The sequence below is a fragment of the Endozoicomonas arenosclerae genome (assembly GCF_001562015.1).
Classification (GTDB): domain Bacteria; phylum Pseudomonadota; class Gammaproteobacteria; order Pseudomonadales; family Endozoicomonadaceae; genus Endozoicomonas_A; species Endozoicomonas_A arenosclerae.
This window is the reverse complement of the sequence record NZ_LASA01000199.1, coordinates 1-19,853: the sequence shown is the minus strand read 5'-3', so window position 1 is coordinate 19,853 and position 19,853 is coordinate 1. Positions and strand designations below refer to the sequence as shown.

19 protein-coding genes and 1 pseudogene are annotated in these 19,853 nt (G+C 47.1%); 3 read left to right on the top strand and 17 right to left on the bottom strand.

The annotated features are described in order from the left end of the window. The 8 genes from WG89_RS32450 to WG89_RS26990 form a co-directional block, all read right to left on the bottom strand. The coding region (locus WG89_RS32450; RefSeq protein ID WP_062260605.1) for a transposase at positions 1-169 on the bottom strand (169 nt) is incomplete at its 3' end. Between the two features lie 40 nt (positions 170-209). Further along, positions 210-1,301, bottom strand: a complete 1,092-nt coding sequence (locus WG89_RS27015) for a TraB/TrbI/VirB10 family type IV secretion system protein (RefSeq protein WP_062270761.1) — start codon at positions 1,299-1,301, stop codon at positions 210-212. A 10-nt stretch (positions 1,302-1,311) separates the two neighbouring features. Further along, positions 1,312-2,094: a TraK domain-containing protein gene (locus tag WG89_RS27010; protein ID WP_062270760.1), complete on the bottom strand. Its 783-nt coding sequence runs from the start codon at positions 2,092-2,094 to the stop codon at positions 1,312-1,314. A 27-nt stretch (positions 2,095-2,121) separates the two neighbouring features. Continuing rightward, on the bottom strand, positions 2,122-2,676 hold the full coding sequence (locus WG89_RS27005; protein WP_062270759.1) for a TraE/TraK family type IV conjugative transfer system protein: 555 nt from the start codon (positions 2,674-2,676) through the stop codon (positions 2,122-2,124). Next, positions 2,673-2,954: a type IV conjugative transfer system protein TraL gene (gene traL, locus WG89_RS27000; protein WP_062270758.1), complete on the bottom strand. Its 282-nt coding sequence runs from the start codon at positions 2,952-2,954 to the stop codon at positions 2,673-2,675. The genes WG89_RS27005 and traL overlap by 4 nt, the downstream gene beginning before the upstream one ends. Positions 2,955-3,195: 241 nt before the next feature. Continuing rightward, positions 3,196-3,768 carry a hypothetical protein gene (locus WG89_RS26995; RefSeq protein WP_062270757.1) on the bottom strand — a complete coding sequence of 191 codons (573 nt, stop codon included), beginning with the start codon at positions 3,766-3,768 and terminating at the stop codon, positions 3,196-3,198. Between the two features lie 2 nt (positions 3,769-3,770). Further along, positions 3,771-3,902 carry a hypothetical protein gene (locus WG89_RS32770; protein WP_281177729.1) on the bottom strand — a complete coding sequence of 44 codons (132 nt, stop codon included), beginning with the start codon at positions 3,900-3,902 and terminating at the stop codon, positions 3,771-3,773. Positions 3,903-3,957: 55 nt separating this feature from the next. After that, entirely contained in the window at positions 3,958-4,149 is a 192-nt protein-coding gene (locus WG89_RS26990) for a hypothetical protein (RefSeq protein ID WP_062270756.1), read from the bottom strand. A 136-nt stretch (positions 4,150-4,285) separates the two neighbouring features. On the opposite strand from WG89_RS26990, the gene WG89_RS26985 reads away from it, so the two are divergent. Both WG89_RS26985 and WG89_RS26980 read left to right on the top strand, forming a co-directional pair. Further along, positions 4,286-4,891, top strand: a complete 606-nt coding sequence (locus WG89_RS26985; protein WP_062270755.1) for an AHH domain-containing protein — start codon at positions 4,286-4,288, stop codon at positions 4,889-4,891. Next, positions 4,888-5,460: a hypothetical protein gene (locus WG89_RS26980; RefSeq protein ID WP_062270754.1), complete on the top strand. Its 573-nt coding sequence runs from the start codon at positions 4,888-4,890 to the stop codon at positions 5,458-5,460. The genes WG89_RS26985 and WG89_RS26980 overlap by 4 nt, the downstream gene beginning before the upstream one ends. 316 nt (positions 5,461-5,776) lie before the next feature. Here WG89_RS26980 and traN read toward each other — a convergent pair whose 3' ends face one another. The 4 genes from traN to traC are packed head-to-tail and all read right to left on the bottom strand — an operon-like array spanning position 5,777 to position 13,462. Then, positions 5,777-8,596: a conjugal transfer protein TraN gene (gene traN, locus WG89_RS26975; RefSeq protein WP_062270753.1), complete on the bottom strand. Its 2,820-nt coding sequence runs from the start codon at positions 8,594-8,596 to the stop codon at positions 5,777-5,779. Beyond that, a complete protein-coding gene (locus tag WG89_RS26970; protein ID WP_062270752.1) occupies positions 8,593-10,524 on the bottom strand; it encodes a TrbC family F-type conjugative pilus assembly protein in 1,932 nt (643 codons plus the stop codon). The genes traN and WG89_RS26970 overlap by 4 nt, the downstream gene beginning before the upstream one ends. Then, positions 10,521-11,048 (bottom strand): 3'-5' exonuclease, encoded by a 528-nt coding sequence (locus WG89_RS26965; RefSeq protein ID WP_062270751.1) that lies wholly within the window; start codon positions 11,046-11,048, stop codon positions 10,521-10,523. The genes WG89_RS26970 and WG89_RS26965 overlap by 4 nt, the downstream gene beginning before the upstream one ends. Then, a complete protein-coding gene (gene traC / locus WG89_RS26960) occupies positions 11,045-13,462 on the bottom strand; it encodes a type IV secretion system protein TraC (protein WP_062270750.1) in 2,418 nt (805 codons plus the stop codon). Before traC ends, WG89_RS26965 begins: the two co-directional genes overlap by 4 nt. Before the next feature lie 81 nt (positions 13,463-13,543). Here traC and WG89_RS26955 point away from each other — a divergent pair, with 81 nt between their 5' ends. Next, complete coding sequence (locus WG89_RS26955; protein WP_062270749.1) at positions 13,544-13,897, top strand: hypothetical protein; 354 nt, start codon at positions 13,544-13,546, stop codon at positions 13,895-13,897. Here WG89_RS26955 and WG89_RS26950 read toward each other — a convergent pair. The 5 genes and pseudogenes from WG89_RS26950 to WG89_RS32445 form a co-directional block, all read right to left on the bottom strand. Beyond that, on the bottom strand, positions 13,849-17,181 hold the full coding sequence (locus WG89_RS26950; RefSeq protein ID WP_172806934.1) for a conjugal transfer protein TraG N-terminal domain-containing protein: 3,333 nt from the start codon (positions 17,179-17,181) through the stop codon (positions 13,849-13,851). The two genes, WG89_RS26955 and WG89_RS26950, sit on opposite strands and share 49 nt — an antisense overlap. Next, positions 17,132-18,565, bottom strand: coding sequence for a conjugal transfer protein TraH (locus WG89_RS26945; protein ID WP_062270747.1), 1,434 nt, complete (start codon positions 18,563-18,565; stop codon positions 17,132-17,134). Before WG89_RS26945 ends, WG89_RS26950 begins: the two co-directional genes overlap by 50 nt. Then, positions 18,534-19,022 (bottom strand): AcaB family transcriptional regulator, encoded by a 489-nt coding sequence (locus tag WG89_RS26940; protein WP_062270746.1) that lies wholly within the window; start codon positions 19,020-19,022, stop codon positions 18,534-18,536. Before WG89_RS26940 ends, WG89_RS26945 begins: the two co-directional genes overlap by 32 nt. Before the next feature lie 85 nt (positions 19,023-19,107). Beyond that, positions 19,108-19,716, bottom strand: a complete 609-nt coding sequence (locus WG89_RS26935; RefSeq protein WP_062270745.1) for a transcription termination/antitermination NusG family protein — start codon at positions 19,714-19,716, stop codon at positions 19,108-19,110. Positions 19,717-19,736: 20 nt separating this feature from the next. After that, a pseudogene (locus tag WG89_RS32445) lies at positions 19,737-19,853 on the bottom strand (IS5/IS1182 family transposase); the annotation flags it as partial.

The following is a 19,853-nucleotide window of genomic DNA, read 5'->3' as shown; positions in this document are numbered from 1 at the left end:
GAGGATAAGGAGGTCTTCCGTTGCCACGCTTAGGGTAATAGGGCTCGATTACGGCCTCTAAGCGTTTCCATGGAATCAGAACCTCCATTCTTTCAAGAAAAATTTCCCTACGAGTTCTGCGTCGCTTCTGGCTGAATTCACTGTCGGAAAAAGAGAGTTGTTGGTCCATGACTACCTCTGATCAAGCTGCTGAGATTATTATCTCATGATCAGGGACTTATTCGCAGGTTCCCTAGCTTTTCCAGTGCCTTGTTGCTGCCTTTAATCAGTGAACTTTGCAGCGCTTCACTCCCTTTTAAACCGGACTGGAAAGGTGACTGAATTTGTCCGTTCTGATTGGGTACCACAGAAAAGACCGGCACTGGTTTGATATCAAAGGCTTCGCTGACACCACTTAAAAAGCCTGCCATGGCTGCCTTGGCCATGACCTGCCCCTGTTTACTGACTAACCTGCCACGCAGTCCTGCTTTTCCATCTTCTCCTGTGATATAACCTTCAAGTGGTCGCTCAATGACCTGTTCTTTATGGTGGTGTTGGAAGATGCACGACAGGGTTTCACTGCGAAGGTAAGCCCTTTCTGAACTCAGGTCACCATAACCGGAAGCCAGAACAAAGCATTCCCTGACATTGGTTCGATAGCGATTGGGCAAAATGGCGGAGGCTTTAATACGAATAAGCACAGGGTAGGGCTCACGCCTTGCCCCCTGTCCTGTAGGAACATCCAGCCCAGTGATTAACTGACCGGATAGCAGACTTCCTGCAGGCAAGCGTAAAAGTTTTGGTTTATCTTCGGGCTGTGAGCTCAATGAAATGGCCTGAGGGTAGGTAGCTCCCAACACTCGGATAGCTCTGGGTGGTTGAGGTGGCGCATCATAGTCATCAGCTTCCTTATCATTTATGGCCGGGGATTGACTGTACTTGTTCCATTGCAAAACATCAGGCCCAGGCTCTGAAGCTGAAGGTTCAGGAACCGGGATTGTATGTTGAACAGGCTGCTCTTGCTGATGCAGCAGCCTGATTTCCTGTTGCAACCTCTCCATTTCCTGTTGGTGTTCTTCATACATAGCTTTCTGTTGTTGATGAAGGCGCTCCAGATCGGCACTGATTCGGTTCAGGGTTAACTCTTTTGGAGGCATGCCGGTAAAGTCCACGGATGTGATGGCTTGTTCCGGAGTTCTGGTAATGTCCACATTCTGCCGTTTACTGGTTGAAAAAATCAGTGCCATCAGAATTACTGCAGTACCCAGTACAATGCCATAGCGCTTTATTCTTGGCGTCAAATATTGGTTAAGAGTTTTCATGAATGGGTGATTAATGTGTCAGCAGGGAAGGGCGTATTAGGGGAACGGATGCCTGATTCGGGGCATTCAGGAGAATAAACAGTTCCCGTCGCTGACCAGGATAGAGTGTGTTATTCGGCCACATGGAAACAGCGGCAGTATGACTGCCCTTGCAGCTATGTTCTTTAAATGTGATTGGCTTTTCGGTGGTGTTGCGACAGGTGCCAACAAGTATATGAAAATGATGACCCTGAATTTGCTGGCCTTTGGAAAAATCGAATGTCAGGCCATCCTGCTGACAGGACTGAAAATGGATTTCATGAAACTGGTTCAGTTCATAACCTTCAGGTACCTGTCCTTTTACCAAAGTAGAAAGCACTTCAGTGATAGACTGCTGGTAATCAGAAGCCTCTTCAAATCGTTTTGCTATCCCATTGTTATCATTGATTTTTTGTTGCCATTGCTTTGATAGCGAAAGCTGGATTTCTTTGGGGGGCACATCAAGGGGTGTTACCAACAAAGACAGAGCATGAGCTTCGCTGTCATGAGGCGTGATATAAACGACAAAAGGTTCTTCTTGCTGGGAAGAGAGATAAATCACTGAGCCTTCAATACGAATATCCGCCTGATCAATAGTGCGTATCTGGGGGGCTGTAAAAGGGGTAACAATCCGGTTCAGGTGCAGGCGGCTGAGGGTTACGGTCTGTTGTTGTCCTGGCGAGACCTGTAATTTCACTGGGGTACTACCTGCCAGGGACATTGAGCTATACAGACAGACACTACAACAGACAATAGCAGCAAAGGCTTTGTTCATGGCAAGTTCTCTGAAAGAAAAGGAGGGTTACTTCAGGTCAGATTCAATCTGGATGGCCACAAGCACAGGTCGATAACGGATCAGGTTAAACTGAAAGGTAAAGGTTTTCTGTCCAGACAGCCGTTGATTGCCTGACGAGAGAGCGCTGTTACCCGTCACTCTAACCCCCTGGGTGGTTGCATCAAATTCAAGCTGCAATGGCTCAAAGCTCAGTGAAACATTATCTTCTGTTAACTGGTGAAACTGTTGATTCAGCGTTTTATGGACCTGTCGGTACAAATTGGGTGAAAGCAGACTTTGCAGCCTGGATTCAACAAACGACAGATTTTGTGGATTCAGGTTCCCCAGTAATTCAGCCAGAGAAAGTCCCCACCACTCGTAATAAGCCTGCGAGGCCTCACTGGCTTGAATAACCATCGGTCCGTCCATGAACGGCAAGCTCAGTTCAACAGCCGGTTTGCGAGTCAGGCAGTGGAATAGCAATAATGCATTGGTCAGCACCAATACCAGCAGAATCAGCCGGTCCATACAGAGCTGTTGTCGCCACTGTTTAAAACGACACAGATAATCTTGAATGGTCATTTTCGGGAAGGGTAAAAGACTCGGACATAAGGGTTAGGTAATGTTCTGGCGCTAACAAAATAAAAGCCCAGCCAGTAAAGTCGATGGCTCAGATGTCCGTCGGGGTGACGATCCCGGAACCGGCGATAAACCCGAATCGCCATCCAGCCCAGAAACATGCCCAACAACAATTGATCAAACCAGATGCCCCAGATCAGGCCTACGGCTACAGGGTAGATCTCATCGAGCGACCAGAACAGAAACTGGACTGGATCATTGATAGTGCGGGGGATTTCCATGGTATTTTCCAGGTCATACTGGACACACAACGTAAGTCATTATCTAAGAAGAGGTGTACCGACGGCTCAAACTCTTATGAATAGTCGGGGAGATGAGCTGCATAGGTCTGAGGGAGCAAGAGGCTTCGTCAAGTTTGGAGCAGCTCAGGCATTTTGGCGATATCGAGCAGAAAGGCATTCATTGATGCTGGGCACAAGCAGAGTGTTATTGGTATCCAGCAGATATCTCAAATCGTCTTTTCTAATCTTCAGATGTGTCGAAAACTTCTTCGAACTTCAAACCTGTGTATTCATGTGCTGAAACGGCACAAAAGAAATTGTTTAGAATTTGTTCATCATTGTCTCTTCTGTCTGAACAAAAAATATGAGTGAAATTATCATCAGGAATTTTGAAGAGTGAGGAACTGGGTAATCGGCTCTCAATGAAAGCATATTCCTTTAAGTGCATCTTGATAATACCGTTATCAATTTTGTATTTTGACTTTTCTTTATCAAGCGCATGGGACTGAACGGTTACATTCAAGCAGTACCACAACTCTTCGTCAACATAAAAAGGCAGTAACTCTCCAGCATTTTCTAAAATATCAGCGAGCTCAGTCGCTATGTCCTTTCTGAAAGCAAACGTTGACATGCCTATATATGCGATATCGGGCAGTGGTTTATCACCTTTTTTGGAAAAAGAGGCATTAAAGCTGTTGGGGAGCTTCCCTAGCAGGGATTCAGCCTTGAACTCCCACTCATCGGAGTTGTAGACATTTTCTTCTGGATACATCAGGCTAAAGTCAGTATCAGGTAGGACCTTGTAAACCTTCATTTTTAATACTCCAATGTACCATCTTGCAAGGATTCTTCGTAATATCCGATCTCTTGCTGAGTTTGGCAGACAACCTGTGTCAGTCTTCTGGTCAACTCATAAAGCTGTATTTCAATAACCTCTTTTTCACTCATGGCTACATCCTGTAGTTTGTTTTCTAATCAGTAACTGGGATGGTGATCAGCAGAATCAGCTGTTTTCATCCCGTACTTGTCTGACTATCGTGTCGGCTACTTCATCCACGTCTAGCTCGCCTTTGACGATTTTCTTCAGAGTTTCTCTTTCTTCTTCAGGGAGTTTGAAGCCTTCAATATTCATTGATCCTTCTACTTGCTCTGCAATGAAGTCGGGGTCCTTGGGGTCGATCTTTTTATCTGACATAACAGGCTCCAGAGAGTGATGTTAGATTGTCATCATACTGCTATATTGCCTTTGACTCTCATTTACACATAGAATCACGGTGTCTTTTTTCGATAGAATAAAAAATTGATGACTTTTCGTGCACAGGAGGTGTCGAGTGGCCGTGCCAGTCAATGAAAAACGGTACTATCAAAAGGATAGAGTTGAGCATTCCATTGATCGTTTTGCTTCTAAAAAAAATCCAACACCTACTGACCTGATAGCAGTATCTGTCACTTCACAGGTCGAACTCGGTATCGATCGATATCGCATGGCCGCAGATGAGATGACACGAAAAGAGCTTAGAGATGAAAAGCATGAGTCATCCAGGCTGGCAGGTCATCTCGAGGATATGGGTGATTCGAAGCCTCACCCTAAATGCCATGCTCATGCCATTGTCTCTGGAGCACATAAAGATGCTGCTCCAATGCGTGCTGTATTAGCCCGTCTTAAAATGCGTATCGATGACAGCTACAATGGTTGCTGGCTTCCAGAAAATACCAGCGCTCTTCCTTATATGCCAAAGCGGCTCAAACAGGCTGTTCCTCACAGTAGAATTCACAGATTTAACTATTATTTCTGGCTGGGCACATGGATCAATACCATCAAAACAAAAAGCCTGGACGACTTGAAGTACACTCTGAAAACTATCGAACTTAGGCTACAGACTGGTTCACAGCCAACCTATGTTATGCTGCGTAAAGGTGAGGGTTTACCTGAATGATCTATCGAATCCACCCTGAAGTTAAACAGTTTCAGCGCTTCGCTCTTGATGCTGACGAAGTAGAAGACAAACTTGGGGAAGATTGTCTGATCTATATGGACAGCCAGCCAACCCAATATAAACAGCTATGGCAACCCATTCATATAGAATTTTATCGCTCTGTTTCGAGCAAAACAGACAATCCTGTTCCAGATATCTCCTGTGATCAACTTGGCAAACTTTATTTAAGTCTGAAAGCCTATAATCGGCTATTTACTTTGTTACAAGACCATGGTGAGTTTTTGCCTGTAGAACATGAGGATGGAACAAAAGCTTACCTGTTCAATCCATTGGTCCTTGCTGAAGATTTACAAGCCATTGATCAAGAGAAAACTTGCTTCAATGAATGGGATGAATTGGAGAGAATTGCCTTTATTCAGGTAGCTTTGAAGGAGACTCCCATCTTCCGCACAGAAGTAGATTGTTTTCAGGGTATATATTGTCAAGAGCGATTTAAACAATTAGTTGAAGATAGCGCTCTTCAAGGACTGATCATTACAGATAACTTACACAATCAGCCTCCCACCTAAACTCACTGAGCTAAGTCCAACTGCATAAACGAACTCAGCCTTTTACCCGAAATCGACGTATCTGCCAGCACATCCACCTGCCGGGGAATGCTGGCGAAATCATCGGAGATGAGTGGGGCCTAGCTGACCTTGATGCGATAGTCATCAATTCCTCCGCCATCAACCACCTGGATACCTGATTTCATCTACTGATAGTCGTGATCTTCTAACAGCATGGTATCGAGGCGGTCCTTAACAGTAATGTAACAAAGGGAGTAGGTAATAATATTTGTACCGCAGTATCCTGAATCAATGGGCAAAATAGAAGCCATGACGACTACTGACTCACCCTGGAACGAAGTTCATGACTTTTCTGGTTCTGATACCGATTAACATCACTGGGACTGACATTCTGAAACCTTGCTTCCAGACGACTTCGGCTATTCTCCCGTTGCTGATCAAAATCCAGCCTTGAACCTTTCCCTGTCAGCGTTTCCAGGTTCAGTTGTTTCAGGGTGTTAGCATTCAGTTCTGGCAACTTGTTTTGTAGTTTTAGCAGGGCCAGCCATTCGCTCAGATCAATGCGATGCCAGTCCACTGCGCTGAGTATTTCAGGCGTTACTCCTGAACAGTCAGGATGTTTGGCAGATCCCCAACCCGTTCTCAGTTGTTTTCTGATCTCGGTTTGCAGGATGCGGGACAGGGGGGAGTTGAAGCAGCAATAGCTTTTGTATTTCATGCTGGTCAATCCCAGAAATTTGGATTTACTGTAGCTGCCAACTCTGAAACAGGTTTTCATTTCCCGTCTGGCCGCTAGTTCAAACTCATAGTCTTCACACTTGTGGGTAATCTGGATAATGAGTTTGGTCATGGTATAGGCGGTGTAGATCATGGTGACTGCACTGATCGCCGATGTGATAGCAGGATTCATGATCAGGGTTTGTTGACTTAATTGGCCTCCCTGTGAAGCCAGGTTATTGCCGACAGTTCGGAAAAGCAGGTTGGTGGCATCCTCCCCCAGAATTTTATGAACGACTTCAGCCATCTTTCTCATCAGCTGTTGCTGCATGTTACTCAGTATTGTCTTTTGACCTTCCTGCGACAGTTCTCCAGCAATGGGTTGGGCAGTAGCCGATTGAGCGTGAACTTCTGCCGGAGTGGGCCACAGTTTTTCGGTGAGCTTGTCCCAGCTTTTGCCCATACCCGACCAGAGGTTCTTTGCAGGCTGACTGAGCTTACTGATGCCCTGCATCAGCGGCTCCCGCATCTTCTGGTATTGCCCGGTTAGCTGATTGGGGAAGTTGCCTTGTAGGTGGATGGTAGACTTGTCGAAGAGATAGCCCATCAGCAACAGGTTCATATAGCTGGCAAAGTTCACACGAGTAGGCAGGTTACAGCAGTCCACCATATTGAAAATGCCCTGTTTGCAGGAGCAGGGCTTACCACTGAATATCCTGCACCCTGAACCATCCTGATTGCACTGCATATCATGGGCCATATGCTTTGCCGCATGGAGACCACTGACCGCGCTGGCAAAGTCGGTGTTATCGGCATCAGTAATGTTGGCCTGACATTCGCCTAACATACATTGCATGGGCTGGCCTTCGCAGTGAATGCTCTCTTCAATGCCAATTCTATTCAGATGGCCTGTATAACCACAGTCATAGCGATCTTCCCGGGTATAACAAATACCCGACTTTTTGCCGAGACAACGGCTGTCCAGAAATTCACAGTCAGGATCGTTGGCATATTGACCACAATGATCAGGCGGAGCCCGCGTAGATGCTGTTTTGTAGTAAAAGCAGTCGGCTTCAGCTCTGGCGGTTCTGCAGTCTGCGGATAATTCGGATGACAGATTGGATTGCAGGGGAATGACTTTGCCGTGAACGGTATGTTCAGCATCGCTCATTGCCTCAAGACATTGATACGACACACTGCATAAACCATCGCTTTGCCACTGACGCATATGCATCAGTTGCTCCAGTGCTGTTGAAGGTGCCCAGTGATCATCTTCTATTAACTGGCTGATATCGAAATACAGTTTGATCAAGGCATAACCTTCGCCTCGATCTCCTACCGAGGTCCGAATTCGGAAAGTGACTGGATGGCTGGCGGTATCCCAGACACTGTTATCCAGCGAGACAGGACTCTGCAGGTAAAAATTAGCATCCCGTTCACATCCACCCCCGCTTTCAGGAGGAAAATCAGCGTTGCTCTGCCAGACCTTTCTATCATTGATCCAGACTTGCAAACGGTCATCCCAGCGGGCTTCCTGAAGCACGGCACGGCTGAATGCCTCGGGCCTGGGTAACCTGATTGTAAAGGTTTCTTCTTTGATGCAGCAGCCACAGCGATAGTAGTTGTCAGCTCCGGCATCTATGCCTAACCGAATCTGTAAGCAGCCTTCATGCGCTGACGGACTTTCACAACCGTTCATGCCGGCCAGTGCTGAGCTGGAAACAAATTCAGCAAAAGGCTGAACCCTGATATTGCGATGTAAAGTAACGCCGTTGTCAGTGATCAAGACTCTTGCGCATTCACGAATATCAGGAATATGCACCTGACGGTCTTTTTTCAGTACCAACTTTTTCTGGTAATCGCAGCCTCTGAAGTGTTGTCTTAGTCGTGCGATAGTGGCACTCATTTCGCGGTTCTTGTCGTAAACTGGATTTCCATGAGCGTCTGTTGGCCAATGCTTTTGTTTTGACCAGGTATTGGGATGCAGCAAAGCATTCATACTTTGTTCTACAGGGTGAAGAATTTTGTGTTCGTTTGCATCAGGATAATACCGATCCGGTGACTGATTCAGTAATCGCCATGCTTCACCTTCGGGAGAGGGCTCGGCTTCCAATTGTTGCGCCCGTTGTTCACCAAAGGACTGTAAACCATCAAAATCTTCACTTTGATAATAACTTTCCAGTTTTTGGCGACGATGGCTGTCTGAAGGCGTTTCAATCATCAGACTTTGAACCTGATGGTCAACCGATTGAGGATTATTTGTAACTGCTTTGGTTTGCTGATTAACCTGTTGGAGCCAGCTTGAGCGGGTATGCTGCTCAAAAGTACGAATGGCTTCCTGCGTGGTTTCTGCCATTAAGGGTCGAAAGCAGAAAGCAAACAAACCACCAAGCAGCTTGTAAAGAAACGGTTTTATCATTGGCTGACGGCGGTTTGGCAACAGTCCCGATACTGCCATAGCAGATACATTGCATCGTCTTTGCCCAATGGGTGACGATGCATGCCCCATGTTGCCGCCGAAGCCCCGATCCAGTGGGCTTTCTGCTTTTCCGGTTCAGGCCAGAACATGCTCATTTTGTACTGGCTTTTGGGTAGCCAGGGCGTGATCCTGCTATGGCATTGAACCTCTTCCCCAATGGTTTTTCTGCCAAGGCCAATCCGATGGATTTTGGCAAGGGCTCGAGTAGCTAACAGACTGGTGTTGTCGGAAAAGTGGCCATAAGTGCTGGTGAAACCCGATAAAGGATATAAATTGCCCCAGCTTCCCGCGCACCAGTGGAGACTGTCCTTTGGTTGCGTATTCAAGGCGGCTAAACCATCTGCGGTGCAGGCGTTTATAGCTGAGGGATTGGAATAAGCGGCAAGATCAGGCGAGAGCAGGGCAGCCAGTTCAGGATGATTCCAGGACGGATCGACTTCTGACAGGTTCATCAGGTCAAAGTCCACCAGATCGCTGGTGCAGCCGCCAATACCGGTGAACATATTCAACATTTCAATCAGCGGCAGGCTGTACACATGGGCGTGAAGATAGGTTAAACCTTTGGGAATATTGGCTGATCCCAGAGTTCCCCAACGACGTTGGTCAACAATGGGTAGCTTATGACCCCCCATAGCCATGAGACAGCCGGGGCTGCGGGTGAGTTCTATCAGTCTTTGTGGTCGCCAGAAGCCGGTTGTAACTCCGGGGTGAAACATACCAGCGCTGTCTTCACAGAAACACAGTCCTGTACTGGTTTTAGCTCTGTCATTAGGCTCTTTTCCGGAGCCCAGTTTTGCCAGTCCAATTCGAATGGGAAACAGTTCTTTCCATGGAACGGAAGTCATCAGCTTTTCAGAGAGAATCGGTACGTTCTGACACAAAGCTTTGGAGGGATTTTCAGTGGTTTCCAGTGCCAATGCTGACGGTGCTGTGTTCTCCAGTAGTGTTTTTGCCCACGACGCTATCTCCGAAACTATATCCAGAGCTGAAAACTCAGGTAGGGCTGCTGTGGTTACCTGCCACCTCCCATTGGATTCGGGTGTCATTAATGCTGGAAGCCCTGACAACTGGAAACGATAAACAAGCTCTTTGGGCAGTAAATAAATCAAGTGTTGATGCCAGAAAGAGGGCAAACGTCGAAGTTGCTGATAAGACCATTGTGAAACCATAAGCATCGCATCAGGATATTGCCTTAACCAGTGAGCCACTACACCGCGATGTTGTTTGTCGTATATATCCAAAGCGATGATGGGTGTACGCCACAGGCTGGCAAGGCTCAGGGTTTTACTGGATGACTGCCTGCTGGTTGGTAGTCGTACACCGTAAGAATGCACTTTCTTCTCTAATCGCTGTGTTGCCTTTACCTGCACCTGATGCCAGTTTTGATGCTGAAGCCGTTGCAGTAATACTTCCAACATGTCTGGCTCGTTAATGGGATAAGTAGAACCATATGTGCCAATGTTGCCCCGTCGTCCTGCATGATATTGACGTACAGCCCAACCTATGGAGGTAACACCAAACACCGTCAACACGTTATGACTATTGTTGGAAAGAGTGATCGCGGGGACTCGCTCGATAGTGTTATCACGATAAGCGACAGGATTAATTTGAATACCCTGATCCGTTCCGGCTGCTTTGATTCTAGTTTGCCAGCGAGTGATGGTCTGGATCAGGCTGCTGTCAGAGGCCGCCATTCCCCGAATCACCATATTGACGCTTTTTATAGGCTCTATGTCTTGCAACAGTTGAACCAATGTCGATTCACCCATGGATTCTGAGACATAGAGATTGATGGTTATTGATGAGTAGACAACAGAAGCTGGCAGTATTGAAAGCAGTATTCCCAGCGAGCAGGATAGAAGGGTCATACGTTTTTCAAGGCATCAATACGCTGACGAACTTCAGGGCGGGTCAGATAATGCCATACTGCGCGGGTTGCCAGAGTATCTGAGAGAGCCCGGTGTGCTTCACCTTCCCATTTGTGCAAGACGTACTGGCTGGCCTTTTTGAGGTTCTGCCATTGATAGTTGCCATAGCGACAATTCCATTCGCCATAATGTTCAGCAAACAAAAGCATGCAACATTGAACGTTTTTGGCTGCTCCAAGCTCCGTGCCCAAATATTGGCTGTCGTACGCTTTGTTGTAGATGACGACTTCCTGGTCTTGAAGCAGAGCCCGGATTGTTGGACGCAACTCATCATGAGTAGGCGCACAGGCCACGTCTTTAGGACTGATTCTGTGAATCGCCTGAGCTTCCGGCCAGTAATCATGGCGAGTTGGTTTGACCAGAGTGTTAAGAAGTGTTTCTCCATCATCGTTGATGATGGCTATCTCAATGATCTCATCATTGGCACTCAGGCCGGTGGTTTCGGTGTCAACGTAAAGAGTCATACAGCATTCCTGTCTTGTAATACCTGCATAATGGCATCGCTTAACGATAAACCCTGTGAGCGATATGCTCGAATAGAGCTCTCATCTTCAGGGTGGCTGGAGTAGAGCAGTTTTTTAAACGGATTCAGAATCAGGCGGCCAATGCCTGAACCCTGTTCAGTCAGCACCAGGGCTTCGGAATATTTGCCCTCTACTGTGTGTACGGTTTTGAGCAGTTTGTAGCCCTCGGGTGATAAGGGTAAACGCAGCTGTTTTTCCAGCTCATTGATGGTGGCAAGCTGTTGTTTCAGCAGAAATTGGGTTGCACTGTTATCGAGAGCCGCACGGCCAGCCGGGGTTTCGTAGAAGTCTTCAATGCGCTGAGCTGCCATCAGGTTGGCACCGTTAAACCGGCGAAATCGACGAAAGCCATGTTCAATAAACAGGGCAGCACCCTGGGTATCCCTCATCAGGTTCCAGGCTTCGTCGATCACCACCAGTTTGCGACGGCTGACATCGCCAAAGTACATGATCTGCTGGATCAGGTAGATGAGTTCCAGAATCACCACTCGCTGAAGGTGTTTGCGACTGTCGAGATGGCGCAGTTCCAATACGGTAAACGACTGGTTGATATCCAGCGTATTTTCACCAGAGAAAAAACGACCGTATTCGCCTTTGGAAGTGAAAGCACTGAGCTGAACGGCAAGATCAGTAATGCGTTCATCAGGGTGCTGTCGTAATCGTGCCTGCAGTAAATCAATAGTGCTGCCGGTGCTTTCCTGTTCCCAAAGTTCTCTGATCTGTTCCCGTAAACCGGCTTCCTGATAAGGCGTTAGTGGTTCCCTTGGTGACACCATTGCGATAATCAGAGCCAGTAAAATATCACCTTCTTCTTCATAGTCATGAACCAGGGCAAATGGGTTCAGTCCGATCTGGCTGTTCTGGTCAAAATCCAGAAACAATCCATCAAAATGCTGACAGAGCTTTTTGTAGCCTTCACCAATATCCAATGCCCAACATTGCCCGCCCCTGATCAGAATATTGCTGATAATCTCGTTGACCAGCACGGTCTTCCCCGCGCCGGAGGTAGCAGCAATAATGGCGTTGTAATTACTGTTCGATTCAAACAGGGAAAGGTTCATTAACTGTCCACGACGAGACACCATATTCAACAATGCTTCCTGATGCCCCGGCCAGTCATCAAATAATGGCAGCAGTGGAACGGCATGACGGGTCGCCAGGGTCTTCTCATGCATGGCAATGGTCTGGGTGCTTTTTTGGGCATTGCCTGGCAAGGTGTTGAGAAACATCGGGAGCATGAAATAGACATCTTCATAGAGCATGAACCCCAGTTCGCGAAAGTAGCTGCAGGCATTGGACGAGAAACGGCTGGCTTCCTTGGGGGAATTGGAATAAAGCACCAGTGAAAAAGTCAGCTTAAGAGGCGCATCACCCTTATTGAGCGCTTCAAACAGCACATCGAAATCTTTTTTGCGCTCCATAAGTCTTGGTTCAAAGCGGGTAATGGGGCTTGAGGCTTGCTGTATCGAAATACGCTGTTTGTTGCTTAGTGATGATTGGAGCTTATTGATTGAAGGGAAGTGGAGCAGAACATGGATATGGGCGTAACACTTGATACCCCGGTGTCCGTTCTGGCTATCGCCTAAATAGTTAAACGCCTGGCCCAGTGGTACATAAGCAGGCAGTTTTTTAGCGACCAGTACTTTAACTGTTCTTGATTTATGGTTGGAGCCCAGCTGAATCTGATCTGGCGATGTACGCAGTGGCGTATCCGGATCGAACACCTGACAATTAAGTGGTCGTTCTGAATCTACCTGAGCACCTTCCACAGCCCAATGTCCATGCTCATGATGGTTCACAAGGATCATGTTCAAACGCAGCCAGTCGTGCTGGCTCATAGGAGTAGACAGGAACCCGGCTGTTTCGATCCCTCCCTGGAAGGAGGATTTAAGTCGTCTGATTTTCAGTAAGTCATCATCGTTGGGTGAAAGCTCGTGGATGGGAACCTTAACTGTGAACCACAAAATTCCATGCCTCAACATTTGCTCATTGGTCACTGGCTTATGAACGTCAGCCTGCAACTGTTGAATATTCTGTTTCAGCATGGCTTTGAAACGGGGTTCTGCTCGATCCTTGGCCAGAAACAGCTGGTGAATCGTGTTCATTATATCGGGGCTGGATATAAGGCCACACTGAAGCAGGGTGTCATCGGGCCAGTCCTGATTGAGTAATCCGTTCAGCCGGTCATCCAGTCCACTATCGAGACCACTGAGGGGCAGGCTGAGAAATCCGAAAAACAGGTGTTTGTCGTCGCATAAGAAAATCTGGCTCTCAGGATCATAAGCCCGGGTGGTGAGCAGTGAATCCGTATATTGGGGTTCTATGGGCACAGTAGAGTTCGAGCTGGCAAACATTCGGCATTTCCCGGTTAATTTGAGCTATGTTGATGGACAGACGTGAAGACTCAGTAGCTAGATACTGGGGAGGTGAACACGATGATTCTGTTGAAACGGATTAAAGAGTTTGTGTCTGGACTTTTAAGGCTGGCTGCTGTTTGTCTGGTGGTTGAACAGCTGGGCTATCTGGTTTTGGTGCCTGGTTATTATTGGGCGTTACTGGCATCGCCGGTTTTCTGGGGGCTGTTTTCAGCTGTGTGTTTTTATCAGCTGTGGCGTTTTAACCGGAAATATCCTGATCATTACGCTTCAGAGACAATGTGCAATGGCTGGAATTTAGAGGGAGAAACCAACCCGACAACCGGATTGCCTATGGCAGGCGGTATTGATGTATCAGGAGCTCTTTACGGAGGGCGACCTGAGTCAGGTTTTATCAAATTTGATAGCTTCTGACTTACATCTTGCTGGGTTCTTGAAAATCGGCTCGACGGTTCCTGAAAGAGTCCTTTCCCCTTTCTGCCAAACACTCTCTGGTTGTTCTCTGTTTGGCGCTGTAGAAGCTGGTTTGCAGTATCACTACCAATATGATCAGGAGGCATCGACGTATCAAGATAGTTGCCCTCCATAGGGTATAGCGATTGCCCATTAAGCCATTTTTCTACTGATTGCTCATAATGTTTTAGTTCAGGCTGATATAGACGATTCATTTCTCCGATGAGAGTTAGAGCGGTATTGGTGTGCTGAGGGTTGTCAGCAGCATGAGTCAGATGATTAAAAGTGTGTTGTCCCAATGTTGCTCCATGATCTCCCCAACCCCTGCTGATTTCTGCAATGGACTGCCCCAGGCGGTGACGACGATCTTCAGGTTTGGCACTCCGCTCATATTTGGGATCGCGATCCTTAACTAGTGAAGCAAATGCAGCAGCCTGATGATTCGTAAGGCCATAGGAGGCTGCTTTATCGAAAGCTTCGTTATACGTCAATTTTAATCCCGGACCGGATGTAGATGGGGCTGCGCCATAGGCGCTTTGCTTTAATAGACTGATTACATCGGATTTACTCTGACTTGAATGTTGGAACTGATCGCTGATTGTCTGGCCGGACTGGCTGTGAGATTTGGCCAGTGGTTTTAATGCTTCTGGAAGTTGTTGTTTGGTTGAAGCTTGGAGTTTTGTGTTCCGAAGCGTCTTTTGCCCTGGTAACTGGCTGGAATCTGAAAGTCGTTGCCTGATCTGACTGCTACTGATGTTTTCGGGCTGTTTGAGCGTGTTGGCAACTGTTGTGGAAATCCTGTTATCGCTTCTGCTTTGTGGAGCCAATGGCCGGTTAGTTTGTGGGCTTTCCTTCATTGACCCCGTGCTGATAATGCCGGAGGACTGAAGGGCTTTACCCAGCCGTCCCAGATCCTCTTCGTTGGTACTGTTCAGGTAGGCTGATACCATTGAAGCCGCCAGGGTTTCTGATGAGTTGGCAAACTGGCCACTGTATCGTTGAATATTACGGTTAACCTGTTGCTGAAAATCAGGATCATAGGGTTTGGATTGCAATGTCTCCATAGCGGATTCTGATCCAGCTAAACGGTTTGCCCAGACGGCGGGACCACTACTCAGGGCTTGTCCCAGTTGTTGTTGTAACTGACTGGTCTGTTCGTAGCTCTTCTCGGTACTGAGACTTTCCTGTGCCATCTTCTGGTATGACAGGTTATCACTCATACCCAGCTCTTTGATCCAGCTGTGAGCATGGCTGCTACTGGCATCCATTGAGAGTGCTTTTTGCAGTTGTGAGTTCCAGTTCTTAGAAAAGCTTTCTTTGTTCAGGTATGAAATTGCGTCTTGAAATGCGTCGGATTTAATATCGCGGTTTGCCCCGGTCCATTGCTTTTTATAATTGCCTGCCACTCCAAACATACTTCCCAATATGCCATTGGTTGAGATACCACCACCGGCCTCCATAACTTTTGTAGTAGCCATATCTTTTGATGTTTGGGAGCCAAGCCCAAACTGCTTTTGTAAGTCTCTCGCTAAATCATCACGCATCTGGGCCACCTGACTTTCTCCTGTACTCAGGCTACTGCTGAACTGCCGCAATTCACGACTATCAATAGAATCGCCATAACGCTGCTGAATTGCATGGCTGGTCGCTTGACTGAAGGCCATTCCGGCTGTTTTTCTAGCGGTATCTTTGGACTGCACGAGGCTGGATAAATGACTACTGCCAGATAATGCTGGTACCACTTGATCTATCTGTCCTCTGGTGGCTCCCTGTTGTGGCCCGATGTTCCAGCCTGACTGCTGGTTGATGGCAGAGCCTGGCATCATAATATCAGGAGCTGAAACCTTCTCATTTACAAAGTCACCACTCTGCATTCTCCCAGCAAGGTGAGTGGCTGTAATGGCACTGCCATAGAGCAACATTAACACCAGTGCCGGTGTTGAAGCCGCCATCAGACCGCCAACGGCTAACCAGTATTCCAGAATTGGCCCTGACTCCATAACTCCGTTGAAGCTGGTAATCGGTGCCGAAAGCGCAGCCATAACACCTTGTGATACCAGAGTGATGTAGAGATTATTGATGGCCAGTACCGGCATCCAGAGCTGAATCCATAACAGCAGCATCAGGTATTTAAACGCCAGCCTTACGCCAAACAAACCGACACAGACCAGCAATCCCATTAGCGGTGTAACGGCAAACACAAATCCTTCAATGTACGCCATCATGGCTCGCATACTGCTCAGGAACAGATGTTGTTCACCTGCCCACTGGGTATTTCGTTGCAGTATCGCCTGCTGAGTCATAATCGCAGCTTGGGGTTGCTGCATATCCTGCAACTTTTCGATAATGGCATCGTGATAAATAGGGAGCAGGGCAGAAGCCATGAGAAAATTGCGGCTGGACTCTGCGCCCTGGCTTAATGCCTGTAATGCAGAACCTAATGATAAATTCCGTTCAGGGGAGGCGGTTTCTTTCTGAATTTGCTGATCAAACCAGCTAATCATTTTTGGTTTCAGCCAGGCAAAAGCTTCGTTGCAAGTCACATTGGTAGGCTGCCCATTGCGATAAATCAGTGTTCCAAATGCTTCTGAAGGAAATTCCAGACCGGCCAGAGCATCACTGTTGTTAAACACCTCATGTGTAGTCTTGAAGTCCAGGTCAATACCAATAAGTGTGCATTCCTTGATGTAATTCCGCCATGACTGTGCCAGCGACGGATGATTCTGAAACTGATACATGGCTTTGCTACGGGCTTCCATCATTCGGGTCAAGCTAGACAGATATCCGTTACGGGTAAGCTTTGCTGCATCCGAGCTACTAAAGGTTTGCTCAAAGGTTTCAGTCAGTTTCCAGGTGAGTGTGGAAAGCATGCTGGCGGTCAGGGCAATACCAAACGGCACGTTATCAACCTTGCGATTGGTGTCGGTGTAAACATCGTATATATCCACGTCGATACCCTTGTAACTCTTGCCAGCCGTAGGCAAACCAAATAAAGCTGAGTAGATCAGAAGGCTGAGAAGCAGGTGCTGGAATGCCGGGAATTTTCCAGCCATCAATCCTTGCAGAGCCAGATAGAAAGCTCCGACAGTAAATCCGATCTTGATGGTTATCAGGAACTCAGGATCATTGACAATCATCACCAGTCCATTCAGGACGATATAAAGAAATCGTGCATCGCCAATGGAATAGATGGTTTCAATCAACCCTCCTGGCCCTCTGATAGCGTTGGGAATGATCCGGTTCAAGCTGAAGTCTCTGGTATCGCTTCTGTTCGGCAACAGCCAGCATATCGCGATAATCCTGAATCAGTTCTCCAAACCGGCCATAGCGCTCTCCCAGTCTCTGCAGCTCCTGATATAACTGAGCTTTAGATGACTTCAAAGTCCCCTGAAGTTGTTGAGCGAATGGATGAAAGTCACCTTCCATATTCACCAGTGAGACAGTGATATGATGCAGGTCTTCCATAAATTGATACACCATGTAGAAAGCAATGTGCGGTGCAGCCTGGGCGATAAACAGTTTTGCTAACTGAATATCAGCGGCAGTCAGGTTGCGAATCATGCCTCCGGTACCGACAGGTAGATTATGAAGTAAGGCTGTAGCTGAAACTCCGTTTATCGTAAGCAGGGCGCCTTTACTATTTCGATGCCAATGCTCTGCCAGAGCATTCAGCAGCTGTGTTAAGTGTTCTGATAATCCTGAGAGTTTCTGCCTGTCCATCAATGTCATGGACAAACAATCTGAGTGATTACTGCAACGGTACAGGCTTACCTGCTCAGAACCATAAATAAGGTCTTCTACTTTCAACTGGTTGCCGACATAACTGAACAGCCGTGGCTGAGAATCACCGGAGTCCATGGAAACAACGATGGTCCCTGTCAGGCTCATGACTGCTTCACGGTACTCATTGCCGGTCATCGCCGAAGATTTTTTTAAAGCATTCCAGACCAGATTCCCCAACAATTTCTGCTGATCCTGATGACTGGCAGATTGCCTCCAGGCTTTCACTGGATCACGATTCGTTAATCCCGTACCGGTAAATGACTGAAAGGTATCCGCAATATTGGCACGACTGATATTCAACGATGCATCGGTCTGGAATTTCTTCATGGCCGCAGGCATCGGCATACTGTTCACTATCCCTTGACCCATCTGGCAGGAATTGGAAAACAGGCTGTTCAGGTGCATGATTTTTTCCTGCAGGGCTTCAATATGCTGATAGGCCTTCTCATTCATAGCACTGATAGCCAGCCCCAGAAGATAACCGGAAGCATTGCCGGCAATATCCCGAATCAGCTTGTTGAACTGTTCACTATTAATGAATGAGAAAGAGCCTCCATACAAATCAATTCCACCACAGCCAGCAGAAAATTCAGGAGGCACAAACCCCGCCAGGTTGGTTTCGTTGATGCGGGTTCGGGCATGGAAAGCACCTCCTGAAATAACTCCCCGGCGCTGGGTCTGGTAGACAGCAGGATCAGAGCTATTGGAAAGAGCGTTCAGCATTTTGTTCAACTCCAGCTGTAGTGTGCTGGCGTGAATCTGGGTAATACAGAAAAAAAACAACAGATTAAACAGAATCAGGTTCCTGGCCTGACTATGGCTGATCAGTACTCTCTTGAGTTTCATCAGATTGATGCTGAGTCTTATGATATTGAATGTATTTCCTTCGCAAGGGCAGGAAGTGCCCTGCACAATGATAGATACCTTTGGATATAGTTCTGGTCCATAGTTTGACCGGTTCACGGGATTCCTCACGGTTCCACTGTCCCGTCAGCCAGAGCAGATCACATTGTTGAACCAGTGAGTCAAAATTTTTCAGCAAAATAAGATAAGTTCTGGCGTGAGGCGTGGTGCAAGATATCTCAATCTTTTTTGGATGGCTGTATGCCATGGAAATACTGTTGTCGCAAAGAGAAGGTAAATCTTCAATGGCCTTTAGCAGTTCAGTATTGAGTTTCTCCAGCAATTGAATGATCTTCTGAATGGCGTTCTCAGCAGTATTCTGTAGTTCTTCGTTCTCTCGATAAACCACCTCTAGCATGAACAGCATATTTTTCAGTCTGAAATCTATCCAGGTGCTCATTCTCTGTGCCTGGTTAGTCTGTAAAAGGCACTGGGAGAGTAACGCTGGTTGAGAGCGTTTTTCGTGATGGCTCATAGGGGGATGGTCAAAGCTTTCTGATCTGGTTAAGAGGGACGTTAATCAGCCGTTCACCCAGCACTTGATCAGAAAGTTGGCTGTGTTGCCTGATTTCACGGATGTATTGCACAAGCAGTAGCCCTCTATCTGCCCCCGAGTATTTGATGAACTCAGCATGAAGGTGTTCAAACAGAGGATTATTTACTTTGATGATGTCGCCTTTATGAAAATGAGCATCAGTCTTCTGGTGCTTGCTATTGATAGCTGACTCAATGTTTCTTACATCACTGATTACTTTAGACCCATCGGGGATAGGCTTTGGCAGTGCTTTTGAGCAGTGGTCGAAGCGAATGAAATCTACTACGCCTCGGGTGTATTTGATTTGGTGGAAATGGATATGGATATCGCTTGGAAGGCAAACAAACAGATAACCCTGAAAAAGTGGCTGCTTGTTAAGCTCACCAATGATATATGGGCAATATACAGCGATATTTTGTTCAAACAAATTTTGCTCAGCACGCTGCTCTTGATTAGGGAACCTGCGAATAACCTCTAATTTACTTCCCTTCTTGAATCGAGTTCGAAGTAGGACTGAAATCAGAGGTCTCAACCCCTTATTTGTATGATATTTAGCCACTTTCGTGACTTCAGGGCGGACTAACCCTGTGCCCGGATCATTTGATCCAGTCGAACAATATTCGCCAGGGCAAATAAAGTAGACAGTTTATTGTCATTCTTCTTCAAACCTCGATACCTGGCTTTTATAAATCCAAA

Excerpts from the sequence above, each read along its gene's own strand:
- WG89_RS27015 (WP_062270761.1), bottom strand. The coding sequence starts at position 1,301 with ATGAAAACTCTTAACCAATATTTGACGCCAAGAATAAAGCGCTATGGC.
- WG89_RS27010 (WP_062270760.1), bottom strand. The coding sequence starts at position 2,094 with ATGAACAAAGCCTTTGCTGCTATTGTCTGTTGTAGTGTCTGTCTGTAT.
- WG89_RS27005 (WP_062270759.1), bottom strand. The coding sequence starts at position 2,676 with ATGACCATTCAAGATTATCTGTGTCGTTTTAAACAGTGGCGACAACAG.
- traL (WP_062270758.1), bottom strand. The coding sequence starts at position 2,954 with ATGGAAATCCCCCGCACTATCAATGATCCAGTCCAGTTTCTGTTCTGG.
- WG89_RS26995 (WP_062270757.1), bottom strand. The coding sequence starts at position 3,768 with ATGAAGGTTTACAAGGTCCTACCTGATACTGACTTTAGCCTGATGTAT.
- WG89_RS32770 (WP_281177729.1), bottom strand. The coding sequence starts at position 3,902 with ATGAGTGAAAAAGAGGTTATTGAAATACAGCTTTATGAGTTGACCAGA.
- WG89_RS26990 (WP_062270756.1), bottom strand. The coding sequence starts at position 4,149 with ATGTCAGATAAAAAGATCGACCCCAAGGACCCCGACTTCATTGCAGAG.
- WG89_RS26980 (WP_062270754.1), top strand. The coding sequence starts at position 4,888 with ATGATCTATCGAATCCACCCTGAAGTTAAACAGTTTCAGCGCTTCGCT.
- traN (WP_062270753.1), bottom strand. The coding sequence starts at position 8,596 with ATGATAAAACCGTTTCTTTACAAGCTGCTTGGTGGTTTGTTTGCTTTC.
- WG89_RS26970 (WP_062270752.1), bottom strand. The coding sequence starts at position 10,524 with ATGACCCTTCTATCCTGCTCGCTGGGAATACTGCTTTCAATACTGCCA.
- WG89_RS26965 (WP_062270751.1), bottom strand. The coding sequence starts at position 11,048 with ATGACTCTTTACGTTGACACCGAAACCACCGGCCTGAGTGCCAATGAT.
- traC (WP_062270750.1), bottom strand. The coding sequence starts at position 13,462 with ATGTTTGCCAGCTCGAACTCTACTGTGCCCATAGAACCCCAATATACG.
- WG89_RS26955 (WP_062270749.1), top strand. The coding sequence starts at position 13,544 with ATGATTCTGTTGAAACGGATTAAAGAGTTTGTGTCTGGACTTTTAAGG.
- WG89_RS26945 (WP_062270747.1), bottom strand. The coding sequence starts at position 18,565 with ATGAAACTCAAGAGAGTACTGATCAGCCATAGTCAGGCCAGGAACCTG.
- WG89_RS26940 (WP_062270746.1), bottom strand. The coding sequence starts at position 19,022 with ATGAGCACCTGGATAGATTTCAGACTGAAAAATATGCTGTTCATGCTA.